Origin of the sequence: Variovorax sp. DAIF25, assembly GCF_050711835.1 — a bacterium.
In the GTDB taxonomy this organism is placed as follows: domain Bacteria; phylum Pseudomonadota; class Gammaproteobacteria; order Burkholderiales; family Burkholderiaceae_C; genus Variovorax.
This window is the reverse complement of record NZ_CP136636.1, coordinates 5,453,216-5,467,419: the sequence shown is the minus strand read 5'-3', so window position 1 is coordinate 5,467,419 and position 14,204 is coordinate 5,453,216. Positions and strand designations below refer to the sequence as shown.

Here is a 14,204-nt window from a genome sequence, read left to right as displayed (position 1 = left end):
CCCTCCCGGTGCCCGGCCAGGAGCCGAAAAAAAACCCGTCCAGCGATGGACGGGTTTTTTTACCGGGTGCGCGTGCGTCAGAACTGCATCTGCGCCGAGAAGGCGACGGTGCGCGGCGCACCGACATAGTAGGCGTTCAGCCAGTAGCTCTTGTTGGCGACGTTGCTCACGTTCAGGCGCAGCGTCAGCGGCTTCCCAGACACCTTGGTGGCATAGCGCAGGCCGACATCGGCGGTGGTCACGGACGGCAACCGGTCCGTGTTGGCCGCATCGGCCCATTGGCGGCCGGTGTAGTAGATGCCGCCGGTCAGGCTCAGGCCGGGGACCGGGAGCTCGTACTCGGAGTAGATCTTGGCCAGGACCTTCGCCACGTTCAGCGGACTCTTCCCGTTGAATTCGGAGCCCTTCACCTTCGCGCTCAGCGCCGTGATGCCGCTCACGATGGTGAGCTTGTCGGTGAGCTTGCCGGAGGCATTGAACTCGAAGCCCTTGTGGTTCTGGCGCCCGCTCTGCGTGTACACGTTGTCGCTGTCGATGAATTCGTAGGCCTTCTCGATGTCGAACAGCGCTGCGGTCAGCAGCATGTTGCCGACGGAGGCCTTGACGCCGATCTCCTTCTGCTTGCTGACCATGGGGGCCTGCACGGCACCGAAGTTGACGGCGGTATCGGGGGCGATGCCACCCGGTTCCAGGCCTTCGATGTAGCTGGCATAGGTGGTCAGCCATGGCACGGGCTTGAACATGAGCGAGACGGATGGCGAGTTGCGGCTCTTGTTGTAGTCAGGCTGCGCGCGGTCGCCGTCCGAGGTCCGGGCCTCGGTGCGGATATTGCTGCGGTTGATGCCGACGAGCATCGACCACTGGTCGTTGAACTTGATGTTGTCGCCGATGACGAGGTTGTTGTTCCGGACCCGGCCCGAGTAGTAAGGCGAATAGAGGCTGGGCGGGAAATACGGCTCGGGCACGTAGGTCGGCTGCAAGATCGGGTACGGACCCTCGTAACCCGTGTTCGGGTTGCTGCGCGTGCCCCAGGACTTGTCGGAGAACATGTAGTAGCCCAGGGTCATCTTGTGGGAGATCGGGCCGGTGTCGAAGCTGATGTCGGCCAGGGCCGAGGCAGCATCGAAGGTGTCTTTCGTGCGGCCCGAGCGCAGCCGGATCTGCGTGAACTCGCCGGGCGAACTGACGCTGTTCAGCGAGTGATCCTGCGTGGGGCGGTCGATGCCGTCGCGCATGTAGGTGCCGCGCAAAGTGATGTTGTCGTTGATGCGGTACGTGGCCTTGCCCATGAGCTTGGTGTTCTCGAACTCGTCGCGAATCCACGGCTGGCTCCAGTTCTTCCTGGCATCCGGCGCGCGGCCATGCGGTATGTCGTAGGACCAATAGGCGGAAGTGCCGGAGGTCTTGTACTTGTTGTAGACCGCGTTGAATTCGAGCAGCAGCTTGTCGGTGACCTGCCAGTCGACGGCGGCGCTGATCAGTTCGCGGTTGATCCGCTGGTCGTCGATGGGCGTGTTGCCATCCTGCTTCACGACGTTCAGGCGGTAGCCCGCACGGCCGGCCTCATCGAAACGGCCGCCGAAGTCGCCGTGGACATACGCCTGGTTCCCGCCGTAGTTGCCGACGGTGATGCTGTTGAGGCGTTCGATGGTCGGGCGCTTGTAGACGTAGTTGATCATCCCGCCCGGCGTGGCGGAGCCGTAGAGGAAGCCCGACAGCCCGTTGAGGATTTCGACCCGCTCTTTGTCCTCGATCACCGCGGCATGGTTGTAGTTGCGGCGCATGCCGTCTTCCGCGACGTTGGAGCCGTCGAAACCGCGGATGCTCACCAGCGGACTCCAACTCGTGATCTGCGGGGTGGCAGTGCGGGTCGATGGATTGAGCTTGTAGATGTCGTCGGGCGATTGCGCCTGGATGTTCTGGATCAGTTCGCGCGGGACCACGCTGATCGAGTAAGGCGTGTCCTGCAGGCTCATGCTGCCCAGGGCGCCGACCGAGGACACGGTCTTGGCGCGATAGCCGTCCGCTGCGGTGCCGTCCTTCTGGAGCGCCGCCGATGAGTCGGATTCCAGCGCGGCCGTGACGATCACCTGCGGCAAGGTCTTGCCGGCGTCGGCGGCCGTCGCGGTACGGATCACGACGGCGCGGCCTTCGCGCACGGCGCTCAGGCCACTGCCTGCCAGCAGCCTGTCCAGCGCTTCCTGAAGCGTCAGGCGACCCGATACGGCCGGCGCGTTGATCCGGGAGACCGTGTCCCCCGATGCCAGCACCTGGGTGCCGGTCTGACGCGACAGCTCGTTCAATGCCGCTGCCAGGGGCTGCGCCGGCACGCTGATGTCGAAGGTTGGCGCGGTCGCCTGTGCGGCTGCCTGGGCCGAAGCCGGGTCGCTCCAGCTGACGAAGGTGGTCCCGAAGGCTGTGGCGATGGCGGCACTCAGGATACGGTGTCGAGGCGAAGAACGCATGGGTCAGGGCTCCAGTTAAGTAAATGCGACGTATTCGTACTTTTGGCGGCAGGACTCCAGAAAATTGGAGATCCGCCGCTTCTCAAAGTAAGACGTTCGAACTCGCCAAACAGAGACAGCCTGTTTCGGCCGTGGCCCACCGCGAGGCCTGTGCGACGCTCTTTCTCTCAGCGCGCCCGCAATTCCACGCTGCCATCGGGCAGGGTGGCGGTCGTGACGGGCAGGATCGTCGGCAGCAGCGCCACCAGTCCCGCCGAATCCGTGGTGCGGAAGCGGCCCGAGAGGCGCAGGGCGTCGATGCGCGTGCTGGAACTGACGATCGGCCGGGTGCGGTAGTTGTTGACCGACGCCAGTGCATCGCCCAACGGCGTGTTGTCGAACACCAGCCAGCCGTCGCGCCACGCCGAGAGTGCGCGGGTATCGGACTGCCTGACCGCGTTGGCGTGGCCGTCTTTCACTTCCACGAGTTCCCCCGCGCGCAGGTCGATGACCTGCACCGAGGATGCGTTGCCGTCCTGCCGGTCGGTACGGATCTGCACGCGGACATGGCCCTGCTCCACCCCGACGGTGATCGGCCCGCCGCGGTCGCGCACGGTGAAGACCGTGCCGACCACCTTGATCACAGCGCCGCGCGTGCGCACCTGGAAGGGCCGCTTGTCGTCGTGCACCACTTCGAATCGCACCTCGCCCTGCGCCATCTCGACGACGCGGCGCTGGCGATACAGCGTGATGCCGATGCTGCTGCGCGGCGCCATGTCGAGCTGGCTGCCCGGCATTCCGTCGACGCCATCCGGCAGGGCCAGCTTCAGCATCTGCGAGGTGCGGGTGTCGTAGGAGGCCTGAAAGACCGGCTGTTGCCAATACCACTGCACCCCGCGGCCGGCGAGAACGCCGCTGCCCAGCAGGCCCGCGATCGACAGCAGCAGCTTGCGCCGTTGCGGCCCGCGGCCCGATGCGGCGGCGTTGGCCGCCATGTTGGCTTCGGGGGCGTCGAAGTGCGCGCGCAGGTCGTCGGCCATGCCGCCGAGCACATTCCAGCGATGGCGTGCCTCCAGCAGCGCCGCCGCATGCTCGGGCGACTTGCTGCGCCACTGGTTCAGCGCCACGCGGCTGTGCTGCGAGATCTCGCCCGGCGCGATCTCGCTCTCCACGATCAGCGCGAGGGCGCGCTCGACCAGCCGTTCGCGCGGCGCTCCGATCGCCATGCCGTTCACGAGAAGTCTTCGGCCAGCGTGCCGTCGAAGCTCGCGTGGTTCTGCACGTGCGGCGGCGCGATCAGCTCTTCGCGCAGTTCGGCGAACACGCGCGAGCAGTCGATGGTGGCGCGCAGCAGGTGCTTGGCCACGGCCATCTCGGTGATGTCGAGCTGCTGCGCAATCTCCGCGCGCGTGTGGCCGTAGGCCCGGAAGAGCAGGAAGACTTCGCGCCGCCGGGGCGTGAGCTTCTCCAGCGTCGCAACCACGCGTGCGAGCACGCGCTGCTGCGCCAGCAGGTACTCGCTGGAAGGTGCCGCGAGGTGCGCGCCGACCGCTGCCTGCGTGCCGATCCATTCCTGCGCCACCTTGCGCCGGCGCGCCTCGTCGATGCACAGGTTGCGGGCCACGCGGAACAGCAGGGCACGCGGCGATTCGATGCCGGAGCCGTCCTTCGCGTCGTCGCTGCCCGACGATTTCGTGGCCTGGACGAACACCCGCTCGAAGCTCGACTGCGCGATGTCCGCCGCGTAGTGGGGATCCCTCAGGTCGCGAGTGAGCTGTCGGCGCAAGTCCGCATAGTGAGCTACAAGTTCCTGGACGAGGTCGCGCATCCGGCCGCCTTCTCGCAAGCATCGACGATGGGCCCCGGGAGCCCGGTCGCTGGTCTTGCCTTCGGGCTCGTCAGCTCCGGCTAGGAATGACGAGCCGGCGATACGGCAGCGCGCTGGGTCGATCCCGGGGATCTGTAATAAGAACGATTCTTATTAAGTGTATCACCGCGCGATGTCCAAAGCGTTAAATCACGGCGGCCGGCAGCGACGTACGCCCTGAGGCATGCGCCTGCTGCGCCGGCCGTGGATTCGCTTCCAGCAGCGCCTGCCCGATCTCGTCGGACCGGATGGCCGTGACCGACAGCAGCGTGTCGCTGAGCCCGTGGCTGGTTTCGCAGGCGCCTTGCAGGAAGATGCCCGGCTTCAGTTCCGGCGTGCCCTGCAGCCGGTAGTTGCGGTCGACCGTGAAGTCGCCCAGGTACGGCGCGAGCGGATCGAGCAGCGTCTTGTGTCCGTCGCGCTCGTATCCCGTGGCGAGGATCACGACGTCGTAGCCATGCTCGCCGCGCTGGTCGGTGTTGAGGTCGTGCAGCCACAGGTGGACGCCGTCCGCGGCCGCGCGCACCGCGGTCACCTCGTGGCGCCGCAGGAAGCCGTGGCGCGCCACGCCCGCGACGCGCTGCCGGTAGAACACGTTGAAGATCTGCTGGATCAGCTCCAGGTCCGGCGCCGCGTAGTTCGTGTGCCAGAACTCTTCCAGCAGCTCGGCGCGCTCGGGCTGCGAGCGGTTGAACACGAAGTCGGTGAAGTCGGCGTTGAAGATCTCGTTGACGAAGGGGCTGTCGTCCGAGGGCTTGATCGAGCGGGCGCGCATGATCAGGTCGACCGCGGGCTTGTTCGGATGGCTCTGCAGGTCCATGAAGATCTCGGCCGCGCTCTGGCCCGCGCCCACGATGGCGATGCGCTCGGCCTTCGGATGCCGCGCGATCGCCTCGAGGTAGCTGCTCGAATGGAACACGCGCTGGTCGTCCCTGAAGGGCTGGAAGCGCGCCGGGATCTTCGGCACGCCGCCCACGCTCACCACCAGGTTGCGCGCCAGCCGCTCGCGCACGCTGCCGTCGGCCTGGCGCGAGCGCACGCGCACCAGCTGCACTTCGCTGCCGCGCATCTCAGGCACCACCTCGAACACGCTCTCGCCGTAGGCGCAGCGGTCCTCGAACTGCGCCGCGGCCCAGCCCAGGTAGTCGTTGAACTCGTGCCGGCTCGGGAAGAAGGTCTTGAGATTGACGAAGTCCTGCAGGCGCTGCTTCTCGTGCAGGTAGTTCAGGAAGGTGAAGCGGCTCGAGGGATTGCGCAGCGTCGCCAGGTCCTTGATGAACGAGATCTGCATGTGCGCGTTGTCGAGCAGCATGTTCTTGTGCCAGACGAAGCCCTGCTGCTTCTCGATGAACAAGGCATCCACGAACTGGCCGTGGTGGCGCTTCTCGTCGAGCGCGATCGCCAGCGCGATGTTGGACGGGCCGAAGCCGATGCCGATCAGGTCGTGGATTTGCATGGAATGTCCTTGAGGGGAGGTTCGGCGCGATCGGCCGACGGTGGCGAGACGGTGGCGTCCCCCTGGGGAATCCAGAGGGCTTCGCCGAAGAAGCGTTCGCGCAGCAGCATGCCGAGCATCGCGCGCTTGTGCGGAAAGTCGAATTCCTTCACGTGGGCGTAGCCGCAGCGGCCCAGGCTCTTGATCATCTTGTGGTTGTCCGCGCGCGGCTCGATCACGATGCGCTGCGTGCGGCAGTCGTCGAGGAACAGGTAGTGCGACACCGAAGGCATCCAGGCCGTGAGGAAGGGCTTGCCGCGAAAACGCGCCTCGCCGATCAGCGCGTGCCAGCCGCGGTCGTGGTCGCCCGCGTCGTAGAAGGGCGCGATGCGGTCCTCCTTGGCCCAGTACACCTCGAAGTAGCCGAAGGCCTCGCCGTCGAGGCGCCCGATCAGCCCCGTCACGCGCGGGTCGGCCGCGATCCCTTCGAGGTAGACGCGATGCTTGGCGAGCTCGCCCTGTTCTTCCCAGAAGCGCGCCACCACCGGATCGTTCATCCAGCGATGGAAGGCCGGCAGGTCGCGCTCGATGTCGACCGTGTCCAGCGACAGCGTCTGCGACAGCCAGGGGATGTGGCGCTGGTAGACGGTGCCGGCCGGTTTGGCCGGCCGCAGCGGATGGCGGCGGCCCTGGCTCAGCGTGTAGCGCTGCGCGAAGGGCTCGCGCGGCCCGCGCTGCCACACGCGCGGCAGTTGCCAGAAGGCTTCGCGCGCCACGATCGCATCGGGGCCCGGCGGCAGGCTCGCCGCGCCGGCATCGACCAGCCGCGCGAGGCCTGCCGGGTTCGACGGCGCGCGCCGCAGGGACAGCGTGGCGCGTTGCGGATGGCGCACGAAGGCGGCTTCGATGGCGGCCAGCAGATGGGTCTGCGCGGGCTCGACGCCGTGGCTGTCCGACCCGTCCAGGCGCAGCGTGCCGGCCTGCTCGTGCAGCAGCCAATGGCTGGTCGGTCCCTGGCCGGCCTGCGGGCCGACCGTGAGCTTCGAGGTGTCGAGACGCACCTCGAGCGGCTCGCCGTCGGGGTGCGCATGGAACACCCAGGCGCCGATCGCCGATGCCGGCACGGGTGCCGGTGCGGCTGCGGCGACGCGTGCGCGTCCGAATGCCTCGGCGAGCGTTCGCGCGATCGACGAGCGCAAGGTGTCGGCTTCCTCCACCACCTGGCTCAGGCGGGCGAAGTCGTGGACCATGCCTTCGTGCACCTGCACTTGCGTGCGCACGCCGGCCGCCTGCAGCCGCCCGGCATAGGCCCGGCCTTCGTCGACCAGCGGGTCGTACTCGGCCAGCACGAGGTGCGCGGGCGCGAGACCCGACAGGTCCTGCGCGGCGAGCGGGGCGAAGCGCCAGTCCGTGCGGTCGTCCTCGCTGCGCAGGTAGTGGCCGAACATCCATTGCAGCGTGCGCTGCTCGAGCAGGTGGCCGCTCGCGTAGCGCCGGTGCGAATCGCTGTCCTGGCGGATGCTGGTGCAGGGATAGAGCAGCACCTGCAGCAGCGGCTGCGGGCGTCCGGCATCGCGCGCGGCCAGCGTCAGGGCGGTGGCGAGCGTGCCGCCGACGCTGTCGCCGGCGAAGGCCACGCGCGTGGGGTCCAGGCCGTGGGATGCGCCCTGCGTCGCGAGCCACAGGGCGGCATCCTCGGCGTCGTGGAAGGCCGTCGGGAACTTGTGTTCCGGCGCGAGCCGGTAGTCCACGGCCAGCACCGCGCAGGGCGTTCGCTGCGCCAGCGCGCGGCACAGCGCGTCGTGCGAATCGAGCCCGCCGACGACGTAGCCGCCGCCGTGGAAGTACAGCAGGGTCGGCAGCGGCGTGCCCGCATCGGCGCCCCGGTACAGCCGGGCGCGCAGCGTCGCGCCGTCGCGGGCGCGAAAGCCGATGTCCTCGACCGGAAGCTCGGGACCGACGCCGTCCAGCGCGAGGGTCGACTGGTCGTAGCTGGCGCGCGCCTGCGCGGGCTCCAGCTCGCACATCGGTGCGCGCCCATCCTCTTCGGCGAGGGCGGCCAGTTCGAGGAAGGCTTCGAGATCGGGATGCAGTGGCATGTGGGCGTCGCAATCGCATCCATGAACGGATGCATATCCGCAAAAGACGCGTGGCCGGCCGGTTTGTTTAGCGTGGCCGTTCAGCTTGGCGTCTTGCGGAACGCCGGGGCCAGCGGGCAGGCGGCGCAATAGCCTTCCTCGGGCAGCAGGTAGTAGAGGCAGCACTGCCGGTGCAGCGCGATGGGCGCGGGCACGCCGGCCTCCAGGCGCACGGCCCGGCGCGGTGGCGTGAACATCGGGTTGTCGTCGCGGCCCCAGTGCGGCCGGTGCAGCAGGTGGTCCAGGTCCTGCGCCACGGAGGGCGCCTGGCCGCTCGCCGCCAGGCCCTGCTCGAGCACCGGCTCGAGGTAGCGCGCGGCATTGCCCCAGAGGATCTTGGGCGCGATCCGCGTCAAGCGGGTCAGTTGCAGGAACAGCGGCGCCAGATGCTCCTGGAGCAGTGCTGCATAGCGTTCGGCCGTGCCGGCGCCGTGCAGGGGCTGGCCTTCGTCGGTGATGTGAAAGCACTGCGGCACGGCGCCTTCCGCGAACGTGAGCCAGACCCGCGCAGGTGCCATCGGAAAGCCATGCTGCAGCAGGCTGGCCGCCGCCGCGACCGGGGGCAGCAGGGCGTTCAAATAGTGCAGGCTCCAGGCGGAGGCCACCGGACGCAGGTCGGCGCCGTGCACGCGCAGGTGGCGGGCGTGCTGGCGCAGCAGTCCGGCCAGCAGGGCCGCATCGGCGATCAGGTCGGCCACCCGCACGGCGTCCGCGGGCACGCGTGGCGAGCAGGCCAGGGTTTCGCCGTAGGCTGCCCATTCGCCCTGGAATATCGGCGCCAGAAGCGAAATCATGGGAAGGGGCCGCGGGCCGTCGCGCAATGGCTCATCGATGGGAGACGGTTGGCGCGCACGAAGGTTTAGTGCCGTGAAGCGACCCGCGGAATTGAGACGCAGGGATGACAGGCGCTAAACATCCGCAGGCGAACCGCGTCTAACTGCGCATCACACCCATCCAGGCGTCCTGTCACGATGAGCTCCAGTCACCAAGTTACTTCGGATCCGGCCTGCAAAGAGGCCTGGCGGCTTTTTCGCGAACTGCACGACGCACCGTCGCTCGAGCGCGCACAGAGGCTGGTCCTGTGGCTCGGCAGCGATGCGAAGCATGTGCGCGCCTTCGACGAGGCCCTCACGCTCTGGGCATTGGCCGGCGCCGCCATGGTCGGCTCCGCGGCCGACGACGAATCGCGAAAGTCGTCGCTGCTGCAGTAGCGACTAAACATCGGGGCTTCCGGTCCGTCATACGGGCATGGAAACCCGACCCTCCAACGCCAAGGCATCCGACCTGCTTCGGCTGCTGAAACCCTTCACTCCCTGGATCGCCCTGTCCGCCGCCACCGGCATCGGGGCGGGGGTGGCCACGGTGGCGCTGCTGGCGACCATCAACGAGGTGCTGAGCCGGCCCGGGGGCATGGCGGGAGGGCTGTTGCTGACCTTCGTCGTGCTGTGCGGCATCGCGCTGATCGGGCGCGCGGCTTCCGACATCTCGAACAACATCGTGGGCCAGCGCCTGGTCGCGCAGGTGCGCAAGGATCTGGCGCTGAAGATCCTCGCGGCCCCGATCGATGCGCTGGAGCGCTATCGGATGCACCGCCTGATGCCCGTGCTCACGCAGGACGTGGACATGATCAGCGATGTGGCCTTCATGCTGGCCGCCACCATGATCTCGACCGCCATCGCACTCGGCTGCCTGAGCTACCTGGCCTGGCTGTCGCTGCCGTTGTTCGGCCTCTTGGTGGTGGCGATGCTGATCGGCGTGGCCGTCCAGACCTGGGCCCATGCACGCGGCATCGCGGGCTTCTTCGAGTCGCGCGAGCAGGAGGAGCTGCTGCACAAGGCCTACCGCGGCATCAGCGAGGGTGCCAAGGAACTGCGCATGCACCGCGCGCGGCGCTCCCGCGTGTACGAAGGGCAGATCGCGCGCACCGTCGATGCCATCCGCGACATCAATCGCCGCGCGATCAACATCTTCGTGCTGGCCACTTCCTTCGGCTCCGCGCTGTTCTTCCTGCTGATCGCGATGATCCTCGGCTGGGCGGCGTGGCGCACCACCGAGCCCGCGGTGCTCAGCGGCTTCGTGTTGGTGCTGCTGTTCATCAAGGGGCCGATCGACCAGATCGTCGGCGCGCTGCCGCACGTGGGCCGCGCCAAGGTGGCCTTCGGCCGCATCGCCGACCTGTCGGCCCGCTTCGCCACGCCGGAGCCGCACCTGCATCTCGATTCGCCGCCGACCTCGCCGCCGATGCGCGAGGGCATCGAGATGCGCGGCGTGCGCTACGCATTCGACACGCCGGAGGGCAGCGATGCCTTCGTGCTCGGTCCGGTGGACCTGCGGATCGAGCGCGGCGAGATCGTCTTCATCGTCGGCGACAACGGCTCGGGCAAGACCACCCTCATCAAGCTGCTGCTCGGCCTCTATGCGCCGCAGCAGGGCGAGGTGGTGCTCGACGGCAAGGCCGTCACGCCCGAGACCCGCGACGACTACCGGCAGCTCTTCACTACCGTGTTCTCCGACTTCTACCTGTTCGAGGACCTGGTGGCTGGCGGCGAAGGAGGCCGGCAGACGCTGCCCGAGACCGCGCTGCCCTACCTGCAGCGCCTCGAGATCGCGCACAAGGTCTCGGTCAAGGACGGCGCCTTCACCACCACCGACCTGTCCACCGGCCAGCGCAAGCGGCTCGCGCTGGTGCATGCCTACCTCGAGGGCCGTCCGGTGCTGGTGTTCGACGAGTGGGCCGCCGACCAGGACCCGACCTTCCGCCATCTCTTCTACACCGAGCTGCTGCCCGAGCTGCGCGCCAAGGGCCACCTGCTGGTGGTCATCTCGCACGACGACCGGTATTTCCACATCGCCGACCGCGTGATCACCATGAAGGCCGGCCGCATCGCGGAAGAGCGCGTGCGTGCACCGCAGAAGGCGGCCGCGTAGAAAGAGAGAGCCGCCACCCGGCCGTCTGCGGCCCGTGAAGGCATCGACCTTGCGCCGCGTGTGGCCGATTTCGGACCGTACAGAATACGCGCGAACTCCAAGAAGACAACTCCGCTCGCGGCGTCCGCGCAAGCGCGAATGGTCCGCACGCTCCCTTTCCTCGACATGCGCAGAATCGTTTCCATCCTCCTCGTTTTCTTCCTGACCCTGGCGACCGCGGGCTATCTCTGGGCGCGCCGGCCCGCGAGCGCGGTGGAGTCGTCGGTCGTGCGGCGCGGTGCCATCGAATCGAGCGTCACCGCCTTCGGCACGCTGCAGCCGCGGCGCTACGTGGATGTCGGCGCCCAGGTCTCGGGTCAGATCCTGCGGCTGCACGTCCAGCCCGGCGACGTGGTCGACAAGGGGCGGTTGCTGGTCGAGATCGATCCCAGCGTGCAGCGCGCCACGGTCGATGCGGGCCGGGCCTCGCTGGCCGGGTTGCGTGCCCAGTTGGCGGACCAGCGCGCGCAGCACCGGCTGGCCGGCCAGCAGCATGCGCGCCAGCGCCAGATGGCCGCCGACGGCGCCACCCGCGAAGAGGACGTGCAGAGCGCCGAGGCCGCGTTCGCCTCGGCGGCTGCACGCATCGAGCACCTCGAAGCCCAGATCGCGCAGACCCAGGCCACGCTGCAGGCCGACGAGGCGCGGCTCGGCTACACGCGCATCTTCGCGCCGATGGCGGGCACCGTGGTGTCGGTGACCGCGCGCGAGGGCCAGACCCTCAACGCCACCTACCAGACGCCCGACGTGCTGCGCATCGCCGACCTGTCGGCGATGACCGTGTGGTCCGAGGTGTCGGAGGCCGATGTGAGCCGCGTCAAGGCCGGCATGCCGGTCTACTTCACGACCCTGGGCAACAACCAGCGCCGCTGGCAGGGCAAGGTGCGCCAGGTGCTGCCGGCCCCGCCGTCGCCGACGGCCAAGACCGGCGGCAGCGACAGCACCGCCGCGGCCCCCGCGACGCCGAACAAGGTCGTGGTCTACACGGCGCTGTTCGACATCGACAACGCCGACGGCGAACTCATGCCGCAGATGACCGCGCAGGTCACCTTCGTCGAAGCCGCCGCCGCCGATGCGCTGATCGTGCCGGCCACGGCGCTCGTACCGGTGGCGGATGCCGCGGATCGCTACACCGTGCGCGTGCTGCGGCCCGATGGCAGCGTCGAGACGCGGCCCTTGCGCATCGGGGTGCGCAATCGCGTCTTTGCGCAGGCCCTCGACGGCGTCGAGGCTGGCGAGCGCATCGTGGCCGACGCGGCCTTCGGCAAGACCGCGAAGCCATGAGCGCAGCGCCGGGCCGCCCCCAGCAAGCTCGCGCCGCAGTGCGAAGCACGAAGGGACTCCAATGAGCGCGACGCCGGGCCCGGAGGCGGCGAACGCGCCGCCGCTGGTCGAGCTGCAGGACATCCGCAGGTCGTACGGGCTGCCGCAGCGCACGCCCGACGATCCCGCGCCCACGCCGGTGCTGCGCGGCATCTCGCTGAAGATCCACGCGGGCGAGTTCGTCGCCATCATGGGGGCGTCCGGTTCGGGCAAGTCCACGCTCATGAACATCCTCGGCTGCCTCGACCGGCCGAACGACGGGCGCTACCTGTTCGAGGGGCGCGACGTCTCCGACCTCGATGCCGACGCGCTCGCGCGCATGCGCCGCGAGACCTTCGGCTTCGTGTTCCAGGGCTATCACCTGGTGCAGACCGAGTCGGCGCGCGAGAACGTCGAGATTCCCGCGCTCTATGCCGGCATGCCCGAGCACGAGCGCCGCGTGCGCGCCACCGCGCTGCTCGAACGGCTGGCGATGGGCGCCCGCCTCGACCATCGGCCGGGCCAGCTGTCGGGCGGCCAGCAGCAGCGCGTGGCCATCGCGCGCGCGCTGATGAACGGCGGCCGCGTCATCCTGGCCGACGAGCCCACCGGCGCGCTCGACAGCCAGAGCGGCGCGGAGGTGATGAAGCTGTTGCACGAACTCGCCGACGCGGGGCACACGGTGATCCTGATCACGCACGACCGGCAGGTCGCCGCGCAGGCCCGCCGCATCGTGGAGATTCGCGACGGCGAGATCGTGGCCGACTCCGGCGACGCGCGTCCCGCCGACGGGCCGCGCCCGGCGTGGGATGCGTCGCGCGGGCCGCGCGCCGGCCAGGCCTCGATGGCCGCCGACCTGCGGGAAGCCGCGCGCGCCGCCTGGCGCGTGATGTGGATCAACCGCTTCCGCACCGGCCTCACGCTGCTGGGCATCGTGATCGGCGTCGCCTCGGTGATCGCGATGCTCGCGGTCGGCGGCGGCTCGCAGAAGAAGGTGCTCGCGCAGTTCGAGACCTTCGGCGTGCGCACCATGTACATGGCGGCGCGCGAGGGCAGCAGCCGTTCGCCCACCACCCCGCTCACGCTGGCCGACGTCGACATCGTGCGCGACCTGCCCAACGTCGAGGCCGTCGCGCCGTACATCGAGGACCGGGTGGTCGCGCGCCGCGGCAACGTCGATCTCGCCACGGAGAGCGGCGGCACCACGGTCGACTTCTCGCGCGTGCTCGGCTGGGCCGTGAGCGAGGGCCAGATGTTCGATGCGCAGGACGAGCGCAGCGTCGCCAAGGTCGCGGTGATCGGCCAGACGGTGCGCAAGGCGCTGTTTGCCGATGGCAGCAACCCGATCGGCCAGAACGTGCTGATCGAGAAGGTGCCGTTCGAGGTGATCGGCGTGCTGGCCGCCAAGGGCACCACCGACGGCGAGGACCAGGACAACCGCATCATCGTGCCGTTCTCCGCCGCCGCCGCGCGGCTGGCCGGCCATGCGAATCCGACCTGGGTCGGCGTCCAGGTCCGGGACATGGAGCGGGCCATCGCGACGGCCAGCGCGATCGAGTCCAGCCTGGCCGCGCGCCGCCGCGTCAACGACGTGCAGGTCTGGAACCGCGTCGAGGCGATCCGGGCGCAGTCCGAGACCGCGCGCGCGATGACCCTGATGCTGGGCCTGATCGCGGCGATCTCGCTGGTGGTCGGCGGCATCGGCGTGATGAACGTGATGCTGATGACCGTGCGCGAGCGCACGCGCGAGGTCGGCATCCGCATGGCCACCGGCGCGCGCCAGACCGACATCCAGCGCCAGTTCATGACCGAGGCCGTGCTGGTGACCGCTGTCGGCGGTTCGGTCGGTGTCGCGGTCGGCCTGCTGGTCGTGGCGGCACTGATGCTGGCCAGCGTGCCGGTGCTGTTCTCGCCGCTGGCGGTGCTCGGCGCTTTCGGCTGTGCGGTGCTGGCCGGCCTGGTGTTCGGCTTCATGCCCGCACGCCACGCGGCGCGGCTCGATCCGGTGGTGGCGCTGGCCTCGCAGTAGCGAAGCCCGATCGCACGACGTC

General features: G+C 68.9%; 10 protein-coding genes. 4 read left to right on the top strand and 6 right to left on the bottom strand.

Annotated elements, in window-relative coordinates:
• Positions 1 to 77: 77 nt before the first annotated feature.
• From R0232_RS25275 to fhuF, 6 genes are all read right to left on the bottom strand, one after another.
• Complete coding sequence (locus tag R0232_RS25275) at positions 78 to 2,465, bottom strand: TonB-dependent receptor (RefSeq protein ID WP_093340181.1); 2,388 nt, start codon at positions 2,463 to 2,465, stop codon at positions 78 to 80.
• A gap of 167 nt (positions 2,466 to 2,632) precedes the next feature.
• The gene (locus tag R0232_RS25270) at positions 2,633 to 3,670 is read right to left on the bottom strand and encodes a FecR family protein (protein ID WP_431509835.1); all 1,038 of its coding nucleotides are present in this window, start codon (positions 3,668 to 3,670) and stop codon (positions 2,633 to 2,635) included.
• Between the two features lie 5 nt (positions 3,671 to 3,675).
• Positions 3,676 to 4,272: an RNA polymerase sigma factor gene (locus R0232_RS25265; RefSeq protein WP_296791139.1), complete on the bottom strand. Its 597-nt coding sequence runs from the start codon at positions 4,270 to 4,272 to the stop codon at positions 3,676 to 3,678.
• A 184-nt stretch (positions 4,273 to 4,456) separates the two neighbouring features.
• The gene (locus R0232_RS25260) at positions 4,457 to 5,767 is read right to left on the bottom strand and encodes a lysine N(6)-hydroxylase/L-ornithine N(5)-oxygenase family protein (RefSeq protein WP_431509834.1); all 1,311 of its coding nucleotides are present in this window, start codon (positions 5,765 to 5,767) and stop codon (positions 4,457 to 4,459) included.
• A complete protein-coding gene (locus tag R0232_RS25255) occupies positions 5,749 to 7,845 on the bottom strand; it encodes a GNAT family N-acetyltransferase (protein WP_431509833.1) in 2,097 nt (698 codons plus the stop codon). Before R0232_RS25255 ends, R0232_RS25260 begins: the two co-directional genes overlap by 19 nt.
• Before the next feature lie 80 nt (positions 7,846 to 7,925).
• Positions 7,926 to 8,678, bottom strand: coding sequence for a siderophore-iron reductase FhuF (gene fhuF, locus R0232_RS25250; RefSeq protein WP_431509832.1), 753 nt, complete (start codon positions 8,676 to 8,678; stop codon positions 7,926 to 7,928).
• 177 nt (positions 8,679 to 8,855) lie between these two features.
• Between fhuF and R0232_RS25245 the strand changes: the two genes are divergently transcribed.
• The 4 genes from R0232_RS25245 (at position 8,856) to R0232_RS25230 (ending at position 14,182) form a co-directional block, all read left to right on the top strand.
• Entirely contained in the window at positions 8,856 to 9,095 is a 240-nt protein-coding gene (locus R0232_RS25245) for a hypothetical protein (protein ID WP_208513701.1), read from the top strand.
• A 37-nt stretch (positions 9,096 to 9,132) separates the two neighbouring features.
• Positions 9,133 to 10,812 carry a cyclic peptide export ABC transporter gene (locus R0232_RS25240; protein WP_431509831.1) on the top strand — a complete coding sequence of 560 codons (1,680 nt, stop codon included), beginning with the start codon at positions 9,133 to 9,135 and terminating at the stop codon, positions 10,810 to 10,812.
• A gap of 165 nt (positions 10,813 to 10,977) precedes the next feature.
• A complete protein-coding gene (locus R0232_RS25235) occupies positions 10,978 to 12,135 on the top strand; it encodes an efflux RND transporter periplasmic adaptor subunit (protein WP_431509830.1) in 1,158 nt (385 codons plus the stop codon).
• Between the two features lie 61 nt (positions 12,136 to 12,196).
• Positions 12,197 to 14,182 (top strand): MacB family efflux pump subunit, encoded by a 1,986-nt coding sequence (locus R0232_RS25230; protein ID WP_431509829.1) that lies wholly within the window; start codon positions 12,197 to 12,199, stop codon positions 14,180 to 14,182.
• The last annotated feature ends 22 nt before the right edge of the window (positions 14,183 to 14,204 follow it).

Bases quoted from the DNA above. Each gene is read 5' to 3' on its own strand.
- R0232_RS25275 (WP_093340181.1), bottom strand. From the start codon at position 2,465: ATGCGTTCTTCGCCTCGACACCGTATCCTGAGTGCCGCCATCGCCACA.
- R0232_RS25270 (WP_431509835.1), bottom strand. From the start codon at position 3,670: ATGGCGATCGGAGCGCCGCGCGAACGGCTGGTCGAGCGCGCCCTCGCG.
- R0232_RS25265 (WP_296791139.1), bottom strand. From the start codon at position 4,272: ATGCGCGACCTCGTCCAGGAACTTGTAGCTCACTATGCGGACTTGCGC.
- R0232_RS25260 (WP_431509834.1), bottom strand. From the start codon at position 5,767: ATGCAAATCCACGACCTGATCGGCATCGGCTTCGGCCCGTCCAACATC.
- R0232_RS25255 (WP_431509833.1), bottom strand. From the start codon at position 7,845: ATGCCACTGCATCCCGATCTCGAAGCCTTCCTCGAACTGGCCGCCCTC.
- fhuF (WP_431509832.1), bottom strand. From the start codon at position 8,678: ATGATTTCGCTTCTGGCGCCGATATTCCAGGGCGAATGGGCAGCCTAC.
- R0232_RS25245 (WP_208513701.1), top strand. From the start codon at position 8,856: ATGAGCTCCAGTCACCAAGTTACTTCGGATCCGGCCTGCAAAGAGGCC.
- R0232_RS25240 (WP_431509831.1), top strand. From the start codon at position 9,133: ATGGAAACCCGACCCTCCAACGCCAAGGCATCCGACCTGCTTCGGCTG.
- R0232_RS25235 (WP_431509830.1), top strand. From the start codon at position 10,978: ATGCGCAGAATCGTTTCCATCCTCCTCGTTTTCTTCCTGACCCTGGCG.
- R0232_RS25230 (WP_431509829.1), top strand. From the start codon at position 12,197: ATGAGCGCGACGCCGGGCCCGGAGGCGGCGAACGCGCCGCCGCTGGTC.